This is a genomic window from Ruegeria sp. CDSB114 (assembly GCF_059611025.1).
The window spans coordinates 117,132-139,303 of sequence record NZ_JBXWOT010000005.1 but is presented as its reverse complement, the minus strand read 5'-3'; the positions used below and the strand labels follow the sequence as shown (position 1 = coordinate 139,303).

Sequence of the window (22,172 nt, the reverse complement as noted above, 5' to 3'; positions counted from 1 at the left end):
ATGACCAAACGTCCGGTTTGAACCCCAACAGGTGGCTTGACTCGGGGTCTGCATAGCCGCTAGCGATGTGGTGATGGTTCTTGCCCCGGAATTGGGGCGGGATGAAAAGGGAACACGGTGCGGTCTGCCCCGGCGATGCCGGAAAGGGCCAACTCCGCGACTGCCCCCGCAACTGTAAGCGGTGAGCAATGCCGAAATACCACTGGCCCCAGGGCTGGGAAGGTCGGCAAAGCGACGACCCGCAAGTCAGGAGACCTGCCATCGTATCGAAACCGAAACTCGGGCGGGGTGTCCGGGCAGGTCGTCAGCGCGCTGTCACACCTGATCCTCACCCTCCGTCCTGCGCGCGGAGGGCGCATTATGATCTGGAAGACAAAAACACACGAATTCACCGCAACCGTCTGTCAGAGGACCGGGAAACCCTGCCCCGCCCTTGCCCGAATGGCACGCGCCATGGCCGAGGCGATGGCGACGGCAAGGCCTGCGACATCCAAAACATTCGAGGTCGAAGGTACCAGCGATCTGACCCATTGCACCGAAGGCTGCACGGCCCGTTTTCGGGCCCAATCAGAACAGATCAGGGTCTATTGCGGCACCAGCACAGACACGCCGACAGAAAAGCTGGACGCCTATGGCGACATGATGTTCGGGCCGGAGTTCATCCAGAAATCCGCTGGTTTTCTGTCAGAACCACCCTGTGCGATGCTCGACGTATCGACCCTGCCGCCGCGCAGCGACAGTATTCCGTATCAAGTGTCTGCCTGATTCAGGGAAGGGTTCGGGCCGGCAACCCGGCCCAGTCCTTTTGCGCTTCGGTTTCCACCACGCAGGGCCGCACTGCACGCAACCGCCGAAGCGCTTGGTCAGGCGCTTCGCCGCATTCCACCATTAGCCGCATCACAACCATCCCCGAGCGTCCGCACCCACCGCGGCAATGCACCAGCACCTTGCCGCCACTGGCAAGGACATGTTGGGCGGCGGCGCTGGCTTGCGGCCAAAGCGCCTCAACCTCAGGCGTGGGGGCGCCGAAATCGCGGATTGGAAGGTGGACCCAGGCAATCCGTTCGCACTGCAGGTCCGCCTCGAATGACAGCCCGCCAGAATGCTGGAACTCATCCAGAGTAATCATCGAGATGACCAGGTCCGGCGCCCAATCCCGGATTACTGCGAAATCCCCAGCATAATCGCCCGTGACACCCGGCAGTGGGCACAGAGCGATCTGCCCTTTGCCCAATCCAAGAGGGTGAATTGCAAAACTCTCCAACACAGCTCCTTTTCCTGCATCACCACATGGGGCTAAAGCCCCTCATGATTTACCGGCTCTGATGCAACTTGCCAAAACGAAATTCCTTTTCGCGCGCGGTGGACGCGGACGGCGGGGGTCTCTACGCTGCAAACCTGACACGAATCCAACAGAGCAGACATGACCGACACGCCCAGCCCCGCCTATCAGGTTCTCGCGCGGAAATACCGCCCGGAAACTTTTGCTGACCTCGTCGGTCAGAACGCAATGGTGCGCACGCTGAAAAACGCGTTCGAGGCCGACCGGATTGCACAAGCCTTCATCATGACTGGCATCCGCGGCACCGGTAAGACAACCACGGCCCGGATCATCGCCAAGGGCATGAACTGCATTGGCCCCGATGGCGAAGGCAAGCCCACGACCGAGCCTTGCGGCCAGTGCGAACATTGCGTCGCCATCATGGAAGGTCGCCATGTCGACGTGATGGAAATGGACGCCGCCAGCCGAACCGGCGTGAATGATATCCGCGAAATCATCGACTCGGTCCGATACCGCGCCGCCAGTGCGCGCTATAAGATCTACATTATCGACGAGGTTCACATGCTTTCGACCAGCGCATTCAACGCGCTGCTCAAGACGTTGGAAGAACCTCCTGCGCATGTGAAGTTCATCTTTGCCACGACCGAAATCCGCAAAGTCCCGGTGACTGTTCTGTCGCGGTGCCAACGATTTGACCTGCGCCGGATCGAACCCGAGGACATGATTGGCCTGCTCAATAAGATCGCAGCGGCTGAGAATGCACAGATCGCGGATGATGCCCTGGCGCTGATCACCCGCGCGGCCGAGGGGTCGGCGCGCGACGCAACATCGCTGCTGGATCAGGCAATCAGCCATGGGGCCGGTGAAACCAGCGCCGATCAGGTGCGCGCGATGCTGGGTCTGGCCGACCGGGGCCGGGTATTGGACTTGATGGAAATGATCCTGCGAGGGGATGCAGCAAGCGCGCTGACTGAATTGGGCGGGCAATATGCCGAAGGGGCCGATCCGCTATCCGTGCTGCGCGATCTGGCCGAAATCACGCACTGGGTTTCGGTTGTGAAGATCACGCCAGACGCAGCCGAGGACCCGACGGTTTCCCCTGATGAACGTGCTCGTGGTCAGCAAATGGCCGAGGCCCTGCCAATGCGCGTTTTGACCCGGATGTGGCAGATGTTGCTGAAAGCGCTGGAAGAGGTATCGGCCGCGCCAAATGCCATGATGGCTGCTGAAATGGCCGTTATCCGCCTGACCCATGTTGCCGACTTGCCCAGCCCCGAAGAGCTGATCAAGCGCCTGCAGGACAACCCGCCACCGCCTCCGAATGGTGGTCCGGGCGGTGGTATGGCCGTGCCCTCTCAGGCTCCGGTACCAGCGGCATCATCTTCTTACGTGTCCGCAACCAGCAGCCCCGCCGGCGCGCCGTCGGCCGCTCTGGCCCATGATATCCAATCGGCGCTGGCACGGTATCCGAGTTTTGACCACGTGGTTGAATTGATCCGCACCAATCGGGATGTGAAACTTCTGGTCGAGGTCGAAAACGGGGTGCGGCTGGTTTCTTACCAACCGGGGCGGATCGAATTCACCCCGACACAGAACGCACCCACAGATCTGGCAGCGAGACTGGGTTCGTCGCTGCAACGATGGACTGGCAACCGCTGGGCTGTGTCGATTGTGGCCGATGGTGAGGTTGCGACCATCGCCGAGATTCGAGACGCCGCCGAGCTGGCGTTGAAAGCAGAGGCTGAGAAACACCCGTTGGTTCAGGCGGTGCTCATGCAATTTCCGAAGGCACGCATCAAGCGGATTGAAACACCGGAAGAACGTGCCGCCAAAGTGGAAACCGAGGCGCTGCCCGAGGTCGAAGACGAATGGGACCCGTTCGAGGAAGACTGAAACCGTCCCATCTTACCCAACTGGAAACCTCCCGCGCCCGCCGCGGGCCATCGGCTGACGCCGATACCCCTGAGCGGCCTTGGGCCCGGCAGCGCGGGCTTGCCCGCGCTGCCGGGCCCAACGAGAGGAAAGGTCTTGACGACGGGCGGGAGCCAGCTCGGCCCTTGTGCCGCGCCGACCGCGCCCGTATTTAGGCGTCAAACCGGATATTAGGAGAATACCGATGCTCAAAGGACTCGGCGGCCTGGGTGACATGGCCAAGATGATGAAATCCGCACAGGATCTACAGACCAAGATGACGGATATGCAGGAAGAGCTGAATACCATCATGGTTGTCGGCGAATCCGGTGCAGGGCTGGTCAAGGCAACAGCCACGGCCAAGGGAGAGCTGAAAGGTCTCGATATCGACCCGTCAATCTTTAACGGCGACGACAAGGAAGTGGTCGAAGACCTGATCCTGGCCGCCATCAAAGATGCTCAGGCCAAGGCCGCTGAACGGTCGCAGGCTGAGATGGCTAAGCTGACCGAAGGCATGGGCCTGCCCGCAGACATCAAGCTGCCGTTCTGATAGGCACTCCTGACGAAATACCGGCCGGGCCCAACTGCCCGGCCCTTATGCAGGAGCAAGCGCGGTGAGTTCGAACAGCGATATCGACAATCTGATCGACCTGATGGCCAAACTGCCAGGCCTCGGCCCACGTTCGGCCCGTCGCGCAGTGCTGCATTTGATCCGCAAACGCGCCCTTCTGCTGACACCGCTTGCGGACGCAATGCAACAGGTTGCCATCACTGCCCGTGAGTGCCTGAATTGCGGCAATGTAGGCACCTCGGATATCTGCGACATCTGCGATAGCGAAGTCCGCGCGACCGGAGAGCTGTGCGTCGTCGAAGACGTCGCCGACCTTTGGGCTATGGAACGCGCCGCAGTTTTCAAAGGCCGCTATCATGTTCTGGGTGGCACCTTGTCGGCATTAGATGGAGTCGGCCCGGATGAGCTGCGCATTCCTCGCCTCAAGGATCGGGTCACAGCCGAGGGGATCACCGAAGTCATTCTGGCGCTGAACGCCACTGTCGATGGCCAGACCACCGCGCACTATATAGCCGATCAACTGGACGGGCAGGTGCGCCTGACCTCGCTGGCGCAGGGCGTGCCGATTGGCGGCGAGTTGGACTACCTGGATGACGGGACGATTACGGCGGCGCTGAGGGCGCGGAAGGAGTTGTAGTTGAGCTTCGACACTTGGTCGAATTCAAATATCAAGTTTACACAAATACTGTATCCAGCCTAACATTCTACGCATCGATTAAGCAGATTTAGAATGCGTTTTTCATATGTTGAGTTATATATTGAGGACCCTGTTCGGATCATCGCGCAAACGATCCAGGGTGGTGCCCTTCCAGCCAACTAAAAGACCGGCGATCACCAGAGCACGACCGGTTCCGTCAAAGCAGCCGCCCTCGGCTTATCCAACCACACGGACTCTCAAAGGCAAGTGCCACGTAATCGACGGCGACACGATCGTGATAAGCGGCACCAAGGTCAGGGTTGCCGGAATCGATGCGCCCGAGCTTGAGCATCCCTGGGGCAAGAAATCCAAGTTTGCGCTGATCAAGATGTGCAAAGGCATGGTGATCACAGCCGAAATCAAAGAAGAGGTTTCCTACGATCGGATCGTCGCCAAGTGCACGCTTCCAGATGGTACTGATGTCGCCGCAGAATTGGTTAAACTTGGACTGGCTCTGGACTGGCCCAAGTTTTCCGGCGGTGAATACGCGCATCTAGAGCCGGGCGATGCGCGAAAGAAACTCTGGCGGGCAGCCGCACGCCAAAAGGGAAACATGCGCGCGTTCCATTCCGAAGTAAACCCGAAACGCAATTCCGACTAGCTTTATGGTATCGCAGTGGCCCTGAGGACTTTGGAATAGCAAGGTAGGCCTTAGCCTCGGCACGATCTGGCTATTGAACAGGATGCGGTGGCTACAACGTAGAAGTTGCGATTACCCACCATCTCGCCTTTACCGCAAACCCTAACGAATCGGATCAAAAAGCGCGTCTTTGGCCGCGCAGTCCTTGATCACATCCCGGCCACAAGGCACCGGTTCAAGATCGCGGGACAGGCACAGGCGCACCTCTTCGATATAGCCTTGTTTGCAGGTGACGGTGATCATGTCGCGCTCCAGCCCCGGATTGACCTTTAGAAACGCTTCTTCCACGACAGATGCGGGCAGTTTTACAGATGTGTCCAACTGGCGGAACACCTTTGGACGCTCGACCGACCCATAGGCCTGCCGCGACAAGGTGTAATAGTCCGAAGCGCTTAGGCCCGAGCAGGTGCCGTGCTTCTTCCATTGATGCCAGGCAAGGCCGGAACTGCCTTGAATATCTTCCATTTCACGGGTCATAGTCCGCGTCGGCGAGGCCTCGGCCGTGCGGCAATAAGATGGCCAGCCCTGATGGAATTGCGGCCAAAGCCCGTGTAGAATCCAGCCGTGATCATGCCGCACATCGCATTGATCGGACCCACGCGCGTCGCCTTCGCGCGCGCACCAGTTCGGCGACCAGCTAAGTGCCAGGACGTAGTAGTCGAACGCGCCCGGTTTTTCACCCTCGGCCAGCGCCGTCATTGCACTAAAAACCCATAGAACCAGCCAGCGCATTCGCCTCTTCCCTTCTTGCCCTGCCGCGACTATATACAGCCCAAGTTCCCCGACAACGGAAACCTGCCCCAAGATCACGGGGCCGCCGAATTCCGGCGACGGGAAAGATGTATGCATAGGAGACGGGCTGATGGCAAAACCGCTTATGGCCAAGGCAACAGCCGTATGGCTAGTAGACAACACAACGATCAGCTTCAAGCAGATCGCGGATTTCGTAGGAATGCACGAGTTGGAAGTGCAGGGCATCGCCGATGGCGATGTGGCCGCTGGCGTCAAAGGGTTCGACCCGATCGCCAACAACCAGCTTACGCAGGAAGAGATTGACGTGGCGCAGGGCAACCCACTGCACAAGCTGAAGCTCAAGTTCAACCCCGCTGCCAGTGGCGAGGAAAAACGTCGTGGCCCGCGCTATACCCCGCTGTCCAAGCGTCAGGACCGTCCGAACTCGATCCTGTGGCTGGTCAAGTTCCACCCCGAACTCAGCGACGGTCAGATTGCCAAGCTGGTCGGCACCACCAAGCCGACCATTCAGTCGATCCGCGAGCGGACGCACTGGAACATCTCGAACATGCAACCGATTGACCCCGTCGCTCTGGGCTTGTGTAAACAGTCCGAGCTGGACGCAATCGTGCAAAAAGCCGCCGCCAAGAAAGCCGCTGAAGGTGGCGTCATGAGCGATGATGAGCGCCGCAAGCTGGTTTCGACCGAGCAGTCGCTGGAAATGGACGCAGCGCCCAAAATTCCAACGGCGATCGAGGGTCTCGAGACCTTCTCGTTGTCTGATGACTCCCCCGAAGAGAAAGAAGAGCCGATCATCGACGCCGACAGTTTCTTCAACTTGCCCAAAGGCGAGGCCGAGGATGAAGACGAAAGCGATCCGCGTTTCTGATACGCAGACAGCCCCGGTCAAACTGGCCGGGGCTTTTTTGACGAGACTCTGATGCTGAACATATTGTCTGCCATTTTTGGCCCACACCGCGCCGTGACAATCTATGCCTTCCTAAGAACCTGGGGCCTGCTCGTGTTCGGTGTCGTAGGCGTTATCGCGGTTGCCGCAGCCCTGCTGTTGCTGAACGACGACGGCACGCATGAACACGAAGCCTTCATGACCGTCCCGGTTCTGTCCGCCACCGCTATCAACGGCGACCTCAAGAACGGGGTGATTGCCTCGGTACGTTTACCCGACGGGTCCGCGACGTCGATCACTTCGACCGAGGCCCCGATTTCCCAGACCGTTGGCCAAAGCGCCTGTGTCGAAAAGCGGGTCTATGTGGAAAGTGGCGAACCAAGGTATCGCTTCAAACTTCCGCGTTATTGCGAAGCAAGCTGACAAAGCAAAACCGCCCGGTGTCCACACCGGGCGGTTTTTCCTTCAGATCATCTGAAAGATGATCCCTGCGATCACTGCGCCGACTATCCCCAGGCCCAGATAGGTCGCAAACACTTTCGGCCTGACCAGCGACCATACCGCTGCCATGGCCGGGATCGAGCTAACCGCACCCGCGATCATAAAGGACATTGCGGCCCCGGCGCTCATCCCCTGCTCCATCAGACCTGCCAATAGCGGCGGCGCGACGTATGAGTTCAGATAGGCTGGCATCCCAACAAGTGCCGCGATGATTATGGGCAACACGCCGTCTCCTCCGACCGCGCGTGCGATCAGATCAGCGGGTACATAATTGATCAGCAACGCCTCGAGAACATAGGCAAGCGCCAGCCATTTCAACAAGAACAGGCCGTTTCGAAAGAACTCGCTACGAAATCTATTCCGGCGCGCAGGGTCATGCCAGAATTTCCAGACCGGTTTGTCCTCTTGCTTAGGTCCACAACTGCCGCATCCAGTTGGTTGGTAGTTCCGCAAAGGTTGGGTCAACACACCACTGCGCGTCATGGTGCGCACGACGAAACCGCCAAACAGGCCAAGTGCCACTGCGGCTACGGCTTTTCCGATAGCAAAGGGCCATCCCAATGCGCCAGCCGTAATCAATAGCGTCGGCGGGTCGATCAGCGGAGAGCTGAGCCAGAACGCCATAACCGCAGACAGTGGCGCCCCAAGCGCCAGTAAACCAGCAATGAACGGGATGACCTCACAGGAACAGAATGGGGCCAACCCGCCAAACAGGGCAGCCAAAAGGATCATCCGCGTTTCGCGGCCTTCAAAGGCTCGGGCCACCATGACTTCGGCACCGGTGGCCTTGAGGTATGACAACAGCAGCACAGCAAACAGAATATATTGGCCGGTATGGGCCAGTGCCTTGCCGGCAAATGTTATCACCTCCGTTAGATTGCCTGGGTCGAGTATCGCCACCGCGATCAGAATGGCGACGATCACCGCCCATGGGGTTTTGATCAGGTCGAAGACGGTTTTGAACGGGGCCCGAGGGCTCTGAGTAAGGTCAGCCATCGTTTGCCGCCTTTCCAGTTTCGTCCGCACAACATTCCGACAGAATGAACTGCGCGAGGTTTCTGAGATGGTCATACCGGGCACGGTTGATCGTGGTGCGCCCGATCTTTTCCTGTTCGACAACATCACCGGCCGCAAGAAACCGGAGGTGATGGGCCAGCGTCGACGGGGCAATGCCGGTTCTCTCCTGGATTTCACCTACGGTGAGCCCGGTCTCTCCGGCGCGAACGAGTGTCTTGAGGACTTTCAGTCGCGCCTCTGACCCCATCGCCGAAAATCCTGCTGCAGCGGTTTCCCACATATCCACAACTCCAGTAAACTAGTTTTCTAGTTATATAGAGATATTGAAAGCTACCGTCAACAAATTCTGATCAGAATTCGTGAAAAGAGAGTGAGTCCAGATTGCTCAATCAATAAGGCCACTCTATAAGGTCTTATGGGGATTTCAGTAGATACGTTCTTTCTAGAGCTGAATGGGCAAGGCACCTTGCAGGCCCAGATTCAGCAGATGATTGCAGAAGGCATCCTGTCAGGCCGGTTCCATGTCGGAGAAAAGCTGCCCTCGTCGCGTAAACTGGCCTCGCATCTGGGTGTCAGCCGGATCACCGTGACATTGGCTTATACCGAGCTGTTGGCCAATGACTACCTGACCGCCCGGGGCCGATCTGGGTATTATGTGTCGGAAAATGCGCCAGTACCGCCTAAATACACGCCCATCCAACGGGGCACTGAGACCGTGGATTGGGACAAGGCGCTGGCCCGCCGGTTTGTAGATTCGGATGTGTTGCCCAAGCCCTGGAATTGGCGGGACTATACCTATCCTTTTATCTATGGTCAGGCGGACCGAACCCTGTTCGATCATGCCAACTGGCGGCTATGTGCAGTGCGGGCATTGGGGCACAAGGATTTCGAATCGCTGACCCGCGACTATGTCGATCAGGACGATCCGTTGCTGATCGAGTTCATCGCCCGCCACACTCTGCCCCGCCGTGGAATCTCGGCACGCCCCGAAGAAATATTGATCACACTGGGGGCGCAGAACGCACTTTGGCTGGCGTCGCGCATTCTGCTGACTCACAATCACACCGCCGTCATCGAAGACCCCTGTTACTATGCGCTGCGCAGCCTGTTGAACCATTGGGACTGCGCGGTCGTACCCATTGGCGTGGACAAGGATGGCCTGCCACCCGAGGCGCTGCCCGATGAAACGGATGTCATCTTCACCACGCCCAGCCATCAGAGCCCGACAACCGCAACCATGCCGATCACCCGTCGCCGCCAACTTTTGGACCGTGCCCGGGATCTGGACGCAATGGTGGTCGAGGATGACTATGAATTCGAAATGGCGTTTCTGGGGGCGCCCTCACCCGCGCTGAAATCCATGGACCGGGATGGACGTGTCATCTATGTGGGCAGCTTCTCAAAATCGCTGTTCCCTGGATTGCGCCTTGGTTACATGGTTGGATCCGAGCCATTTATCCGCGAGGCGCGCGCGCTGCGCTCTTTGGTGCTGCGCCACCCGCCGGGCCACATTCAGCGCACGGCAGCGTATTTTCTGTCTCTGGGACATTACGATGCACAGATCCGGCGCATGTCCAAAGAGCTGTCCAAGCGGCGGGATGCAATGGACAAGGCTATCGACGAATACGGGCTGTCGGTGGCGGGGCGCGGTGTGATGGGCGGATCTTCGATGTGGATGTCCGCCCCTGAACATGTCGACATGTCCCAGCTGGCGCGCAGCCTGCAAAACCAAAGCGTTCACATCGAGCCTGGTGCACCGTTTTTCGCTGGGCCGGATAGGCCACAGAACTTCTACCGGCTCGGATACTCATCCATCGCGCCCGACCGCATCGCTCCGGGCGTGAAGCTGATCGCGGATGCCATCCAAACGCAGTAGCCCGCGTCTGGACCTAATCCGCATTTCGTTTTGGACCTAACGCCATTCCGTCCCTTGGGCCACAACCGTACCCAAAGGCTGGGCTGATCGTCCGGCTTCATCCACAAATCCGCGGAGACAAATCAGATGAAAATGACCACCGAAGAGGCCTTTGTTAAAGTTCTGCAGATGCACGGGATCGAGCATGCGTTTGGGATCATCGGTTCGGCGATGATGCCGATCTCGGATATTTTTGGAAAAGCTGGCATTACGTTCTGGGATTGCGCACACGAAGGCTCGGGTGGGATGATGGCTGACGGGTACACACGCGCCACCGGCAAAATGTCGATGATGATCGCGCAGAACGGACCCGGGATCACCAACTTTGTTACTGCCGTCAAAACCGCCTACTGGAACCACACCCCGCTGCTGCTGGTAACCCCGCAGGCCGCAAACAAGACCATGGGTCAGGGCGGTTTCCAGGAGATGGAACAAATGCGCATGTTCGCGGACTGCGTCTGCTACCAGGAAGAAGTACGCGACCCTTCGCGGATGGCCGAAGTTCTGAGCCGCGTTATCACCAAAGCCAAGCGCGCCTCGGCACCGGCACAGATCAATGTTCCACGTGATTTCTTCACTCAGGTTGTCGATATCGAACTGCCTGCCGTAGTTGAATTTGAACTGCCTTCTGGCGGCGCATCAGCCGTTACCGAAGCCGCCGCGCTGCTGTCGGATGCCAAGAACCCTGTCATCCTGAACGGCGCGGGCACGGTTCTGTCCGCTGGCGGCATCGAAGCCTCGAAAGCACTGGCCGAGCGTCTGGACGCCCCGGTTTGTGTTGGCTACCAGCACAATGACGCCTTCCCGGGCTCGCACCCGCTGTTTGCTGGCCCGTTGGGTTACAATGGCTCGAAAGCCGGTATGGAGCTGATAAAAGAAGCAGACGTGGTTCTGTGTCTCGGCACTCGCCTGAACCCGTTCTCGACTCTTCCTGGCTATGGTATGGAATACTGGCCGGCGAATGCAAAGATCATTCAGGTTGACATTAACCCCGACCGCATTGGCCTGACCAAGAAGGTATCTGTCGGTATTGTTGGCGACGCAGCCACCGTTGCAACCAATATCCTGGCACAGCTGTCGGACACCGCAGGTGACGAAGGACGCGATGCACGCAAAGCGAAGATTGCGGAAACCAAGTCACGCTGGGCGCAGGAATTGACTTCGATGGACCACGAGCAGGACGATCCGGGCACAACCTGGAACGAACGCGCCCGTGCAGCCAAGCCCGACTGGATGAGCCCGCGCATGGCGTGGCGCGCCATTCAGGCAGCCCTGCCGAAAGAGGCGATCATCTCGTCCGACATCGGCAATAACTGTGCCATCGGCAACGCCTACCCATCCTTTGAAGCGGGCCGCAAATATCTGGCCCCCGGGCTGTTCGGCCCCTGTGGATACGGATTGCCATCTGTCATGGGTGCCAAGATCGGTTGCCCGGATGTGCCTGTCGTTGGATTCTCGGGTGACGGCGCCTTTGGTATTGCTGTAACCGAACTGACCGCAATCGGCCGCGATGAATGGCCCGCAGTCACCCAGATTGTTTTCCGCAACTATCAGTGGGGTGCTGAAAAGCGCAACTCGACCCTGTGGTTCGACGACAACTTTGTCGGAACCGAACTGGACACCAAAGTGTCCTATGCCGGTATCGCTCAGGCCTGTGGCCTGAAAGGTGTCGTGGCCCGCACACAGGATGAGCTGACTGCAGCCCTGAATCAGGCCATTGAGGATCAGAAGAATGGGATCACCACGCTGATCGAAGCCATGATCAACCAGGAACTGGGCGAGCCCTTCCGTCGGGACGCAATGAAGAAACCGGTCGCGGTGGCAGGCATCAGCAATGACGACATGGAACCGCAGGCCGGGGTATAATCCGCGTGAAACCGCTGCGCGCCATTCTCGGGACGGCCAGCGCGTCGGACAAGATCATCGCCCTGTCAGAGGGCGATGATCCCCGCGTTGTGGAAGGTGCGGTCAGGGCCGTAAAAGAGGACGTTGCACGGATCATCCTGATCGGCGACGGGGCCAAAATTTCGGCCCTTCTGGATGCGCATGAAGGATTTGATCCCACTCGGATAGACATTCTTGACCCGGCGCATTCCTCAATCTCCTCGGAACTGGCTGAAGCGCTCTTTAATCGCCGCAAGCACAAGGGCATGACCCTTGAAGAGGCAGGGCAACAGATCACCAACAGGCTGACCTTTGCCGCCATGCTGGTGCATCAGGGTATCGCTGATGGCACCGTGGGCGGAGCGGTTGAAACCACCTCTGAGACAGTTCGCGCGGCGTTGCAGATCATCGGAACAGCGCCGGGTACAACAATGGTATCCAGTTTTTTTCTCATGCTGTTCTGCCAGGATCATCACGAGGTCAAAGGCGCGCGCATCTTTGCCGATTGTGGCCTGGTGGTGGATCCAAACGCCGAAGAAATGGCGGAAATTGCCCGCGCATCGGCCGCATCCTATTCAGCTTTGACTGGAAACACGGCGCGTGTGGCAATGCTGTCTTTTTCCACCTCGGGAAGCGCCGAACACCCAAAAGTATCCAAGGTCGTCGAGGCAACCCGGATCGCACGCGAAAAAGATCCGAACCTTCTGATCGACGGAGAGCTGCAGTTCGATGCCGCCTTTGTCCCCGAGGTTGCGGCACAAAAGGCGACGGATTCGCCACTGAAGGGCGAAGCGAATGTCTTTGTCTTCCCCAGCCTGAATGCGGGCAATCTGGGCTATAAGATCGCACAGCGCATCGGAGGGGTTGAGGCAATCGGGCCAGTCCTACAAGGCCTGGCCAAGCCGGCAAATGATCTATCGCGCGGCTGTACGGCAGAGGACATCCTTCACATGATCGCCGTGACTGCTGTTCAAGCGCAACATGGCGAAAACGGAATATAAGTCTCGACAAGTCCGTGAAAAACAAATTTTATTCCGGTTCCCGGCAATGCTCGGGGGAATACCGGTCTGCAAACTACAGGGGCGCCTATGAACCAGCCAGTGATTGACACCTCGCCCAAAGTCTCGGACGAGATCCGGCAGACCACCTGTTACATGTGCGCCTGTCGCTGTGGCATCAACGTTCACATGAAAGACGGCAAGGTCGCCTATATCGAGGGCAACCGAGACCACCCGGTGAACAAAGGCGTTCTGTGCGCCAAGGGCAGCGCAGGCATTATGCAGGTCAACGCGCCGTCGCGCCTACGCAAACCGCTGCGCCGTGTCGGCCCGCGCGGATCGGGCGAGTTCCGCGAGATCGAATGGGACGAGGCAATCAGCACCGCCGTCGGCTGGATGAACGAGCTGCACGAAACCGCACCGCACAAGCTGGCCTTCTTTACCGGACGCGACCAAAGCCAAAGCTTCACCAGCTTCTGGGCACAGAATTTTGGAACCCCAAACTATGCCGCCCATGGCGGGTTCTGTTCCGTCAACATGGCAGCAGGCGGCATCTATACGATGGGCGGTGCGTTTTGGGAGTTTGGCCAGCCCGACTGGGACCACACCAAGTTGTTCATGCTGTTCGGCGTGGCCGAAGACCACGACAGCAACCCGATCAAGATGGGCATCGGCAAGATCAAGGCACGCGGCGCACGGGTGATCGGTGTGAACCCGATCCGATCAGGCTATAACGCTGTGGCCGATGACTGGGTCGGGATCACCCCCGGCACCGATGGGTTATTCATTCTATCGCTGATCCATGTGTTGATGAAGGCCGGCAAGATCGACCTGGATTACCTCAGCCGCTATACTAACGCGCCTGTTCTGGTGAACGCATCCGAAGGCCCCGAGAAGGGTCTGTTCTTGCGCGATAGTGACGGCAAACCGCTGGTGATCGACCGGGCCACAGGCGAACTCACTGCGTTTGACAAGCCGGGCGTGCGCCCGGACTTGTCGGCTACTTACGAAAAGGACGGCGTCACCCATCGCCCGGTTTTCCACCTGATGGCCGAGAAATACCTAAGCGACAAGCACGCCCCTGAGGCCGTGGCTGACCGCTGTGGCATCCCAGCCAGTCGCATTCGCGCCATCGCGGCGGAAATCGCCCGTGTCGCCTTTGACGAGGCGATCGAGCTGGATCAGGAATGGACCGATTTCCGCGGCGAAACCCATGCTAAGATGATCGGTCGCCCGGTTAGCTTCCACGCCATGCGTGGCATCTCGGCCCATGCCAACGGGTTCCAGACCTGCCGCGCGCTGCACGTGCTGCAAATCATCCTCGGCACGGTCGAAGTTCCGGGCGGTTTCCGCTTCAAACCGCCCTATCCCAAGCCAGTCGAGGCGCACCCAACCCCGCATGGCGACCGCCGCCCCGGCAGACCCCTGGAAGGCCCGCATCTAGGCTTCCCCCGCGGGCCCGAAGACCTGTTGCTGGACGACTGCGGCACTCCCCAACGGATCGACAAAGCATTCACATGGGAAAACCCGATGTCAGCCCATGGGCTGATGCATATGGTAATCTCAAACGCCGCCGCCGGTGATCCCTACAAGATCGACACGCTGTTCATGTATATGGCGAATATGTCGTGGAACTCCTCCATGAACACCAAAGGTGTGATGGAGATGCTGACCGCCAAGACCGAAGACGGCAAATATGTCATCCCAAACATCATCTATTCCGATGCCTATTCCTCGGAAATGGTGGCCTATGCCGACTTGATCCTGCCCGACACCACCTATCTTGAACGGCACGACTGTATCTCGCTGCTCGACCGCCCGATCTGCGAGGCAGACGCCGCCGCCGACGCAATCCGCTGGCCGGTGATCGAGCCCGACCGCGACGTGCGGGGCTTTCAGTCGGTGCTGGTGGAACTGGCCAACCGCATGAGCTTGCCAGGCTTTACCAACGAAGACGGTACGCCGAAGTGGAAAGACTACGCTGACTATATCGTTAACCATCAGCGAAAGCCCGGTATCGGCCCGCTGGCCGGGTTTCGAGGCGAAAATGGCGACAAGGAAGGTCGTGGCGAGGTCAACCCCGACCAGCTAAATCGCTACATCGAAAATGGCGGCTTCTACGTCGCGCATATCCCCGAAGGGGCGGATTACTACAAACCCTGGAACGCTGCCTATCAGGATTGGGCCGTGGGCATGGGAATCTACGACAGCCCGCAACCCTATCTGTTCCAGCTCTATTCAGAACCGATGCGCAAGTTCCAGCTGGCCGCCGAAGGCCACGGGGACCGGCAACCGCCGGAAAATCTGCGCCAGCGCCTCAAGGACACCATGGATCCGCTGCCGATCTGGTACGAAACCGATCAGCAGGGCAATGAAGGTTTCACCATCAATGCCCTGACTCAGCGCCCGATGGCGATGTATCACTCATGGGGCACCCAAAACGCCTGGCTGCGCCAGCTACACGGGCGCAACCCGCTTTATGTGCCAACCAAACTGATGCGCGAACACGGGATGCAGGACGGCGACTGGGCCAAAGTCACGTCTCCGCACGGGGAAATTACTGTTCCGGTCATGGAGATGGCCGCGCTGAATGAAAATACTGTCTGGACTTGGAATGCCATCGGCAAACGCAAAGGTGCTTGGGCCCTGCAGGAAGAAGCACCAGAGGCCACCAAAGGCTTTTTACTGAACCACCTGATCCACGAACTGCTGCCGTCAAAAGGCGATGGAATGCGTTGGGCCAATTCTGATCCGATTACAGGTCAGGCTGCTTGGTTCGACCTGAAGGTCAGGATCGAAAAGGCGGCGCCACCTTCGGATGCAGAAAGCCAGCCCGAATTCAAACCGATCAAATCACCGGTCGGCACCGGACCAAAAGATCTGGCGTGGAAGGTAGGAAAATGACCCAGCTCCCCCAATCCACAGACAAGAAAATGGGTCTGGTCATCGACCTGGACACCTGTGTCGGCTGCCATGCCTGTGTGATATCCTGCAAAGGCTGGAACACCGAAAACTACGGGGCGCCCCTGTCGGATCAGGACGCTTATGGCGGCAACCCGTCCGGCACCTTCCTGAATCGCGTACATTCCTACGAGGTCCAACCCGAACAGGGTCACGCCCAGCTGATCCACTTCCCCAAATCCTGCCTCCATTGCGAGGACGCGCCCTGCGTCACCGTCTGCCCCACTGGGGCCAGCTATAAGCGGGTCGAGGACGGTATCGTATTGGTCAATGAAAGCGACTGTATCGGCTGCGGGCTTTGCGCCTGGTCCTGCCCTTACGGCGCGCGTGAGATGGATATGGCCGAGGGCGTGATGAAGAAATGCACCCTCTGCGTGGATCGCATCTATAACGAGAACATACCCGAAGTGGACCGCGTGCCATCCTGTGTGCGGACCTGCCCCGCCGGAGCCCGCCATTTCGGTGATCTGGGCGACGCAGATAGCGATGTCAGCAAATTGGTCGCCGAACGTGGTGGCATGGATCTGATGCCTGAAATGGGCACCAAGCCCGTCAACAAATACCTGCCACCTCGCCCTAAAGATCAGATCGAGGACCAGATCGACATTCTCGCGCCCCTTCTGGCCCCGGTAGCCGATGAGCCCAAGGGCTTTCTGGGTTGGCTCGACAAGACACTGGAGAAGCTCTGATGCATCCGGCCCCATCCGTCATTATCTTCACCACCTTGTCCGGTCTGGGCTTTGGGCTGCTGTTTTTTCTGGGCCTTGGGATGCCGGATGTCACCGGGTGGGTGGCCTTCGTATTCTATGCCATGGCCTTTGGCCTGTCGGTGGGTGGGCTGATGGCCTCGACCTTTCACCTGGGCCATCCTGAACGTGCGTGGAAAGCATTCACCCAATGGCGGTCAAGCTGGCTCAGCCGTGAGGGTTGGTGCGCAGTGATCGCCTTGATTCTTATGGGCTTCTACGCGCTGGGCGCTGTCATCTTTGGTCAGCGTTGGGGTGTTCTGGGCGTCCTTGGCGCGTTGTTTTCGCTGGCAACAGTTTTCACCACCTCAATGATCTACACCCAGCTCAAGACAATCCCACGTTGGAACATGAAACTGACACCAATTATGTTTCTGAGCTTCAGCCTTGCCGGTGGCTCGCTTCTGGCCGGTCAGGTCAGCCTTGCCGTCCCTCTGTTGGTGGTCGCTGCCGTTGCGCAGACATTTTACTGGTGGCAAGGGGATAAGGCATTTGCGAACTCAGGAACAAACCTTGGCACCGCTACGGGTTTGGGGCAGCGCGGGGCAGTGCGTGCGTTTGAGCCTCCACATACAGGTACAAACTATCTTCTGCGCGAATTTGTCCACGTGGTTGGCAGGAAACATGCGGACAAATTGCGGGTCATCTCGTTTGTGCTGGCCTTCCTATTGCCGGTCATCCTGCTGATCCTGCCGTTCAACCACTTCTTCGCTCTTCTGGCTGCGCTGTCGCATGTGGCAGGCGTTGCAGTTTCGCGCTGGCTGTTCTTTGCGCAGGCCGAGCATGTCGTGGGTCTGTATTACGGCAAACGGTAAAGAAGGGGGCCAGCCCCCTTCTTGGCCCTAACAGGCCAATTCATCCCCCGAGGTATTTTTGGCCAGATGAAGATCGGATCAGGCCAAGAACACCCCTGGTTACAGCAGACCTGCGTGGTTCATGGCTGCGTCGATGGCTGTTTTGGTGCTGTCGTCCAGCGTGGTCAGGGGCGAGCGAACTTCTTCGCTGCACAGGCCCAGCTTGCTGAGAGCGTATTTGGCCCCGACCAGACCGGGTTCGATAAAGATTGCCTCATGCAGAGGCATCAGGCGGTCCTGATAAGTCAGCGCTTTGGCATAATCCCCCTTCAGGGTGGCCTGCTGGAATTCGGCACATAGCTTGGGCGCAACATTCGCCGTGACCGAGATACAGCCCACACCACCATGCGCATTGAAACCCAGCGCCGTGGCGTCTTCGCCCGACAGTTGGCAAAACTCAGGCCCGCAAGAGGCGCGCTGTTGGCTGACACGCCCCAAATCTCCGGTTGCGTCTTTAACCCCAACGATCCTTGGCAATTCGGCCAGCTCACCCATCGTCTGGGGCGTCATGTCGATGACGGAACGGCCTGGAATGTTGTAGATGATGATCGGAATATCAGCACAATCATGTAGGGTGCGGAAATGCTGAATTAGGCCCTTCTGGGTCGGCTTGTTGTAATACGGGGTCACCACCAGAGCGGCATTCGCGCCGACTTGCTGCGCAAATTGAACGAATCGGATCGCCTCGACCGTGTTGTTCGAGCCCGCACCAGCGATCACCGGGACACGACCGGCTGCGGCACTGACAACTTCTGCCACCACCGTTTCGTGTTCTTCATGGCTGAGGGTTGGGCTTTCACCGGTGGTCCCCACCGGCACCAAGCCGGTCGAGCCTTCCTGAATTTGCCATTCCACCAAACGTTTGAGCGTGCCCAGATCCAACTCGCCATTCGAAAACGGGGTAACGAGGGCTGGCATCGAGCCTTTGAACATGACACGCTCCTTGCTGTGCGGTTAGCAATTTTTGCGCCTTGGGCAATCACATTCCTAGCAATGTGTGTTGATCCCGCTGGCGCAAGGTTTATCCTAAATGGCTCTATCCTTGGTTGGTTGGGAAATGCAAGGCATGACACGCGTTCTGGCGCTTTTGACAGCGGTGATTCTGGCATCCTTCGGGCCGGCCCAAGCCGACTCGGTGGGCGATCTGCGCGCTGGCATGTATGAAATGCGCAAGGGCGATTGGAACGCCGCGCTGCAAGAGGCAGGCCCGCGCGGATCTGTGTCACGTGACATCATCGTATGGCATTGGCTGCGCGAGGGGTTCGGAAGCTCGGGCGATGTGCTGGTATTTCTGAACCGCAGGCCGGATTGGCCGGGGCTGGCATGGTTACGGCGCGAAAGCGAACCCGCCTTTACCGGGGCTGACCCGGACCGGGTGTTGAAATTCTACGCCGGCACTGCCCCGCAAACGGCGGAAGGGGCGCTGAATTTCGCCGTAGCGCTGAAGGCTAAGGGACGGCAGGGTGATGCGCAGGCGGATATCGTCACCGCCTGGCGTACGATGCCGATGGGATCGGGCCTGCAGAAAGACTATATCGAGAACTTCGCGACATTGCTGAAACCCCACCACGCGGCGCGGCTAGACCGGATTCTGTGGGACGGTCATCTGATCAGTGCAGGACAAATGCTGCCATTGGTGAATGACGATCAGCGCAAGCTGGCCGAAGCGCGGATTGCATTGCAAAAACGTGCGCCGGGTGTTGATGCCAAAGTAGGGGCGGTTCCCGAATCCGTGGCCGGATCGGCAGGGCTTGCCTTTGACCGCTTTGTCTGGCGAGATAAAAAGGAACTGGATGACAGCGCGATTGATCTGATGCTGGCGCGGTCATCCAGCCCGGATGCTCTGGGCGAGCCAGGCAAATGGGCCGAGGGCCGTCGCCGACTGGCACGGCTTGAGATGCGCAACGGTGATGTGAGCCGCGCATACAAGATTGCCTCTAGACACCATATGACGCCGGACATGGGCTATGCTTATGCCGATCTTGAATGGCTTTCCGGATTCCTTGCCCTGCGTCGGTTGAATGATCCGGCAACGGCTGTGCGGCATTTCCAAAACTTCTCGGGCGCGGTGCAGTCACCGATTTCCAAGGGACGCGGCGGGTATTGGCTAGGTCGGGCCTATGCCGCGCAGGGGGATGCGGAAAAGGCTTATGAGGCCTATGCCATGGGTGCTGATCACCAGACCTCGTTCTACGGGCTTCTTGCCGCCGAACGGATAGGGCGCCCCTTCGACAGCGATCTGGCAAACCCGCGAAGGGCACCGCACTGGAAACAAGCGGAGTTTGCCGATTCCAGCGTTCTGGAAGCGGGGCTATTGCTGTTGCGCGCAGGTGAGGCAAACCTATCCGAGCGGTTCCTGACCCATCTGGTTGAGGGGCTCGACCCCGTTCAGGCAAGCCAACTGGGCGATCTGGTCATCGAACTGAACGAACCACATCTGGCGGTGATGATCGCCAAGCGCGCCGCGACCACCGGCGTTGTCCTGCCCGCCGCGTATTACCCGGTTCATCCCGTGGCAGATCTGGGCCTGCCCATGGCCAAAGAAATGACGCTAGCAATCGCCCGGCGCGAAAGCGAGTTTGACCCAGTTGTCATCAGCGGCGCGGGCGCGCGCGGGCTTATGCAGGTGATGCCCGCGACGGCGAAAGTTGTGGCCCGGAACATGGGCATTCTAAGCAGCCACCAAACCGGAAAACTGACTTCGGACTGGCGATATAACGCCAAATTGGGGGCGAATTACCTGTCCGAGCTGGCAGCAGAATTCAACGGCAATGTGGTGATGATGGCGGCGGGGTATAATGCCGGACCGGGCAGGCCGATCTCGTGGATGAAACGCAATGGCGACCCGCGCCGGGGTGAGGCCGATATCGTCGACTGGATCGAATTCATACCCTTCAGCGAGACCCGCAACTATGTCATGCGCGTCGCCGAAAGCCTGCCTGTGTATCGCGCACGGTTGGGGCAGCAGGCGTTGCCGGTGCCATTTTCCGAGGAACTGATCGGGTCAACTCTGGCGTCGTTCGCGCCATAAGGTGAACAATCCGGCGGCAATAACCAATGTGGCCCCTGCAACAACCGCGGGTCGCAAGCTTTCACCAAAGACCGAGATTCCCAGAATGGCGCTCCACATCAGGTGAAAATAGGCAAAGGGCTGAACGGCGCTGGCCTCGGCCATTTCGTAGCACTTAATCAACAACCAGTGTCCCAGAACTCCGGTCAGGCAGAGCAGGCCCATCCAAAGCCAGTCACCGCCCTGCATAGGCTCCCAAAACCACACGCCCACGGCCGTCATGGCAACCGCCCCGGCGATGCCGGTCCAGAAAAAACTGGTGGCGGTAGTGTCGCGCCGCGCCGCATAGCGGGTCAGCAGGCCATAGACGGCAAACATCAGGGCCGAGATCAACGGGATCACCGCCCACGGATTGAACACTCCCACCCCGGGCTGCAAAATGATCAGAACACCAATACATCCCACGCCGATGGCCGACCACCGACGCCAGCCGACCTTCTCGCCCAGAACGGGTCCGCTGAGCGCCGCCACCAGCAGGGGGTAACAGATAAATACGGCTTGGCTTTCGATCAGCCCCAGGATGGTGAAGGCATAGACTGCGACGCAGATTTCCCCCGCCAAGAGCACCCCGCGCAGGATCTGCAGCCCAAGCTGGCTGGTGCGGGCCGTGGCCGCGATACCGCCGGGCGCACGCAGCGCCAGAGCGACGACAAATGCTGCGAAGAACCAATAGCGGATCATCACGACCATATAGGTGTTGTACGTCCCGGCCAGATGGCGCGAGATACCGTCCTGCAGCGCAAAAACCACAGTCGCCGCGATCATCAGCGCGATACCGGCGCGAGTGTTGTTCTGTTGGGTCATGGCTTGACCGCCCGCGTCATGTGACGCTTGCGCCCATAGCCCGGCGCGCGGGTGACGTTGAACCCCGCGTCTTGGAGCCCGCGCCGGACGAACCCAGCGGCGGTATAGGTGGCGGCGGTTCCATTGGGCGCCGTGTGGTCGGATACCTGCTGCATCAGCTCTGCGCCCCAAAGCTCGGGGTTTTTGGCAGGCGAAAACCCATCCAGAAACCACGCATCCGCCTGCCCTGACCATGCGGACAGGGTGGACCGCGCGTCGCCCTCGATAACCTCAAGCCGCAGGGTGCCCAGATCGCAGGTACCGCCCTGCCATTGGGACAGGAACCGGTCGGCCCAAGGGGACAACTCAGGAAAGGCGGCCAGAGCGCGCGTCATGTCGTCTGGCGCCATTGGATAGGCTTCGAAACTGGTGAATGTCAGCGGGGTCGTTTGGCCAGCCTTTTCCCATTCGGCCCAGACGGTCAGCATATTCAGGCCGGTGCCAAAGCCAAGCTCGGCAATGTGAAACCCCGGCGCAAACCGCGCGGGCAGGTCATTGCCCGCCAAAAACACATGCCGCGTCTCCTCCAGCCCGTTCTGCAACGAGAAATAGGGGTCGTCGAAACGGTCTGAGACAGGTATCTGCCCGTCTTTCCAGGTCAGTTCGGCGCGCTGGTCTGCCATCGGGGAATCCTGTAGCTAAG

At 59.0% G+C, this 22,172-nt stretch carries 21 protein-coding genes and 1 riboswitch; of the genes, 14 read left to right on the top strand and 7 right to left on the bottom strand.

Annotation, left to right across the window (positions count from 1 at the left end; translation table 11 throughout):
• Positions 1-57 precede the first annotated feature (57 nt).
• Positions 58-277: riboswitch (cobalamin riboswitch) on the top strand.
• An 83-nt stretch (positions 278-360) separates the two neighbouring features.
• On the top strand, positions 361-765 hold the full coding sequence (locus AC2FIP_RS13725; RefSeq protein WP_496694146.1) for a hypothetical protein: 405 nt from the start codon (positions 361-363) through the stop codon (positions 763-765).
• Between the two features lies 1 nt (position 766).
• Here the strand turns inward: AC2FIP_RS13725 and AC2FIP_RS13720 are convergent, their stop codons facing one another.
• The gene (locus tag AC2FIP_RS13720; protein ID WP_496786855.1) at positions 767-1,267 is read right to left on the bottom strand and encodes a protein-tyrosine phosphatase family protein; all 501 of its coding nucleotides are present in this window, start codon (positions 1,265-1,267) and stop codon (positions 767-769) included.
• Between the two features lie 156 nt (positions 1,268-1,423).
• Between AC2FIP_RS13720 and AC2FIP_RS13715 the strand changes: the two genes are divergently transcribed.
• The 4 genes from AC2FIP_RS13715 (at position 1,424) to AC2FIP_RS13700 (ending at position 5,062) form a co-directional block, all read left to right on the top strand.
• Positions 1,424-3,175 (top strand): DNA polymerase III subunit gamma/tau, encoded by a 1,752-nt coding sequence (locus AC2FIP_RS13715; protein WP_496786854.1) that lies wholly within the window; start codon positions 1,424-1,426, stop codon positions 3,173-3,175.
• Positions 3,176-3,398: 223 nt separating this feature from the next.
• Positions 3,399-3,743 (top strand): YbaB/EbfC family nucleoid-associated protein, encoded by a 345-nt coding sequence (locus tag AC2FIP_RS13710; RefSeq protein ID WP_496692484.1) that lies wholly within the window; start codon positions 3,399-3,401, stop codon positions 3,741-3,743.
• Positions 3,744-3,807: 64 nt separating this feature from the next.
• On the top strand, positions 3,808-4,401 hold the full coding sequence (gene recR, locus AC2FIP_RS13705; protein ID WP_142636989.1) for a recombination mediator RecR: 594 nt from the start codon (positions 3,808-3,810) through the stop codon (positions 4,399-4,401).
• A gap of 121 nt (positions 4,402-4,522) precedes the next feature.
• Positions 4,523-5,062 carry a thermonuclease family protein gene (locus tag AC2FIP_RS13700; protein WP_496786853.1) on the top strand — a complete coding sequence of 180 codons (540 nt, stop codon included), beginning with the start codon at positions 4,523-4,525 and terminating at the stop codon, positions 5,060-5,062.
• 141 nt (positions 5,063-5,203) lie between these two features.
• Here the strand turns inward: AC2FIP_RS13700 and AC2FIP_RS13695 are convergent, their stop codons facing one another.
• Complete coding sequence (locus tag AC2FIP_RS13695; RefSeq protein WP_496692574.1) at positions 5,204-5,833, bottom strand: ribonuclease T2 family protein; 630 nt, start codon at positions 5,831-5,833, stop codon at positions 5,204-5,206.
• Positions 5,834-5,963: 130 nt separating this feature from the next.
• On the opposite strand from AC2FIP_RS13695, the gene AC2FIP_RS13690 reads away from it, so the two are divergent.
• Together AC2FIP_RS13690 and AC2FIP_RS13685 are read left to right on the top strand one after the other, a co-directional pair.
• Positions 5,964-6,722, top strand: coding sequence for a DUF1013 domain-containing protein (locus AC2FIP_RS13690; protein WP_142636995.1), 759 nt, complete (start codon positions 5,964-5,966; stop codon positions 6,720-6,722).
• A gap of 51 nt (positions 6,723-6,773) precedes the next feature.
• Complete coding sequence (locus AC2FIP_RS13685; protein ID WP_142636997.1) at positions 6,774-7,163, top strand: hypothetical protein; 390 nt, start codon at positions 6,774-6,776, stop codon at positions 7,161-7,163.
• 42 nt (positions 7,164-7,205) lie between these two features.
• Here the strand turns inward: AC2FIP_RS13685 and AC2FIP_RS13680 are convergent, their stop codons facing one another.
• A complete protein-coding gene (locus tag AC2FIP_RS13680; RefSeq protein ID WP_282021954.1) occupies positions 7,206-8,237 on the bottom strand; it encodes a permease in 1,032 nt (343 codons plus the stop codon).
• Complete coding sequence (locus AC2FIP_RS13675; protein ID WP_282021955.1) at positions 8,230-8,538, bottom strand: ArsR/SmtB family transcription factor; 309 nt, start codon at positions 8,536-8,538, stop codon at positions 8,230-8,232. Before AC2FIP_RS13675 ends, AC2FIP_RS13680 begins: the two co-directional genes overlap by 8 nt.
• A 135-nt stretch (positions 8,539-8,673) precedes the next feature.
• On the opposite strand from AC2FIP_RS13675, the gene pdxR reads away from it, so the two are divergent.
• The 6 genes from pdxR (at position 8,674) to AC2FIP_RS13645 (ending at position 17,577) form a co-directional block, all read left to right on the top strand.
• Positions 8,674-10,134, top strand: coding sequence for a MocR-like pyridoxine biosynthesis transcription factor PdxR (gene pdxR, locus AC2FIP_RS13670; RefSeq protein ID WP_282021956.1), 1,461 nt, complete (start codon positions 8,674-8,676; stop codon positions 10,132-10,134).
• A 126-nt stretch (positions 10,135-10,260) separates the two neighbouring features.
• Complete coding sequence (gene xsc, locus AC2FIP_RS13665; protein ID WP_142637005.1) at positions 10,261-12,039, top strand: sulfoacetaldehyde acetyltransferase; 1,779 nt, start codon at positions 10,261-10,263, stop codon at positions 12,037-12,039.
• Between the two features lie 5 nt (positions 12,040-12,044).
• Positions 12,045-13,058 carry a phosphate acetyltransferase gene (gene pta / locus AC2FIP_RS13660; protein ID WP_496697652.1) on the top strand — a complete coding sequence of 338 codons (1,014 nt, stop codon included), beginning with the start codon at positions 12,045-12,047 and terminating at the stop codon, positions 13,056-13,058.
• 87 nt (positions 13,059-13,145) lie between these two features.
• The gene (locus AC2FIP_RS13655) at positions 13,146-15,959 is read left to right on the top strand and encodes a molybdopterin oxidoreductase family protein (protein WP_496786851.1); all 2,814 of its coding nucleotides are present in this window, start codon (positions 13,146-13,148) and stop codon (positions 15,957-15,959) included.
• Positions 15,956-16,705: a 4Fe-4S dicluster domain-containing protein gene (locus tag AC2FIP_RS13650; RefSeq protein ID WP_496786850.1), complete on the top strand. Its 750-nt coding sequence runs from the start codon at positions 15,956-15,958 to the stop codon at positions 16,703-16,705. Before AC2FIP_RS13655 ends, AC2FIP_RS13650 begins: the two co-directional genes overlap by 4 nt.
• Positions 16,705-17,577, top strand: a complete 873-nt coding sequence (locus tag AC2FIP_RS13645; RefSeq protein ID WP_496706771.1) for a dimethyl sulfoxide reductase anchor subunit family protein — start codon at positions 16,705-16,707, stop codon at positions 17,575-17,577. The genes AC2FIP_RS13650 and AC2FIP_RS13645 overlap by 1 nt, the downstream gene beginning before the upstream one ends.
• A gap of 99 nt (positions 17,578-17,676) precedes the next feature.
• On the opposite strand, the gene dapA is transcribed toward AC2FIP_RS13645, so the two are convergent.
• Positions 17,677-18,549: a 4-hydroxy-tetrahydrodipicolinate synthase gene (gene dapA / locus AC2FIP_RS13640; protein WP_496750408.1), complete on the bottom strand. Its 873-nt coding sequence runs from the start codon at positions 18,547-18,549 to the stop codon at positions 17,677-17,679.
• 133 nt (positions 18,550-18,682) lie between these two features.
• Here dapA and AC2FIP_RS13635 point away from each other — a divergent pair, with 133 nt between their 5' ends.
• On the top strand, positions 18,683-20,647 hold the full coding sequence (locus AC2FIP_RS13635; RefSeq protein WP_496786849.1) for a lytic transglycosylase domain-containing protein: 1,965 nt from the start codon (positions 18,683-18,685) through the stop codon (positions 20,645-20,647).
• On the opposite strand, the gene AC2FIP_RS13630 is transcribed toward AC2FIP_RS13635, so the two are convergent.
• Both AC2FIP_RS13630 and mnmC2 read right to left on the bottom strand, forming a co-directional pair.
• Positions 20,621-21,490, bottom strand: a complete 870-nt coding sequence (locus AC2FIP_RS13630) for a DMT family transporter (protein WP_281973084.1) — start codon at positions 21,488-21,490, stop codon at positions 20,621-20,623. The genes AC2FIP_RS13635 and AC2FIP_RS13630 overlap by 27 nt on opposite strands.
• The gene (gene mnmC2 / locus AC2FIP_RS13625; protein ID WP_496786847.1) at positions 21,487-22,152 is read right to left on the bottom strand and encodes a tRNA (5-methylaminomethyl-2-thiouridine)(34)-methyltransferase MnmC2; all 666 of its coding nucleotides are present in this window, start codon (positions 22,150-22,152) and stop codon (positions 21,487-21,489) included. The genes AC2FIP_RS13630 and mnmC2 overlap by 4 nt, the downstream gene beginning before the upstream one ends.
• Positions 22,153-22,172 lie beyond the last annotated feature (20 nt).

What these genes read in the sequence shown, in the direction of transcription:
- AC2FIP_RS13725 (WP_496694146.1), top strand. Translation starts at nt 361, where the DNA reads ATGATCTGGAAGACAAAAACACACGAATTCACCGCAACCGTCTGTCAG.
- AC2FIP_RS13715 (WP_496786854.1), top strand. Translation starts at nt 1,424, where the DNA reads ATGACCGACACGCCCAGCCCCGCCTATCAGGTTCTCGCGCGGAAATAC.
- AC2FIP_RS13710 (WP_496692484.1), top strand. Translation starts at nt 3,399, where the DNA reads ATGCTCAAAGGACTCGGCGGCCTGGGTGACATGGCCAAGATGATGAAA.
- AC2FIP_RS13695 (WP_496692574.1), bottom strand. Translation starts at nt 5,833, where the DNA reads ATGCGCTGGCTGGTTCTATGGGTTTTTAGTGCAATGACGGCGCTGGCC.
- AC2FIP_RS13690 (WP_142636995.1), top strand. Translation starts at nt 5,964, where the DNA reads ATGGCAAAACCGCTTATGGCCAAGGCAACAGCCGTATGGCTAGTAGAC.
- AC2FIP_RS13685 (WP_142636997.1), top strand. Translation starts at nt 6,774, where the DNA reads ATGCTGAACATATTGTCTGCCATTTTTGGCCCACACCGCGCCGTGACA.
- AC2FIP_RS13680 (WP_282021954.1), bottom strand. Translation starts at nt 8,237, where the DNA reads ATGGCTGACCTTACTCAGAGCCCTCGGGCCCCGTTCAAAACCGTCTTC.
- AC2FIP_RS13675 (WP_282021955.1), bottom strand. Translation starts at nt 8,538, where the DNA reads ATGTGGGAAACCGCTGCAGCAGGATTTTCGGCGATGGGGTCAGAGGCG.
- pdxR (WP_282021956.1), top strand. Translation starts at nt 8,674, where the DNA reads ATGGGGATTTCAGTAGATACGTTCTTTCTAGAGCTGAATGGGCAAGGC.
- xsc (WP_142637005.1), top strand. Translation starts at nt 10,261, where the DNA reads ATGAAAATGACCACCGAAGAGGCCTTTGTTAAAGTTCTGCAGATGCAC.
- AC2FIP_RS13655 (WP_496786851.1), top strand. Translation starts at nt 13,146, where the DNA reads ATGAACCAGCCAGTGATTGACACCTCGCCCAAAGTCTCGGACGAGATC.
- AC2FIP_RS13650 (WP_496786850.1), top strand. Translation starts at nt 15,956, where the DNA reads ATGACCCAGCTCCCCCAATCCACAGACAAGAAAATGGGTCTGGTCATC.
- AC2FIP_RS13645 (WP_496706771.1), top strand. Translation starts at nt 16,705, where the DNA reads ATGCATCCGGCCCCATCCGTCATTATCTTCACCACCTTGTCCGGTCTG.
- dapA (WP_496750408.1), bottom strand. Translation starts at nt 18,549, where the DNA reads ATGTTCAAAGGCTCGATGCCAGCCCTCGTTACCCCGTTTTCGAATGGC.
- AC2FIP_RS13635 (WP_496786849.1), top strand. Translation starts at nt 18,683, where the DNA reads ATGACACGCGTTCTGGCGCTTTTGACAGCGGTGATTCTGGCATCCTTC.
- AC2FIP_RS13630 (WP_281973084.1), bottom strand. Translation starts at nt 21,490, where the DNA reads ATGACCCAACAGAACAACACTCGCGCCGGTATCGCGCTGATGATCGCG.
- mnmC2 (WP_496786847.1), bottom strand. Translation starts at nt 22,152, where the DNA reads ATGGCAGACCAGCGCGCCGAACTGACCTGGAAAGACGGGCAGATACCT.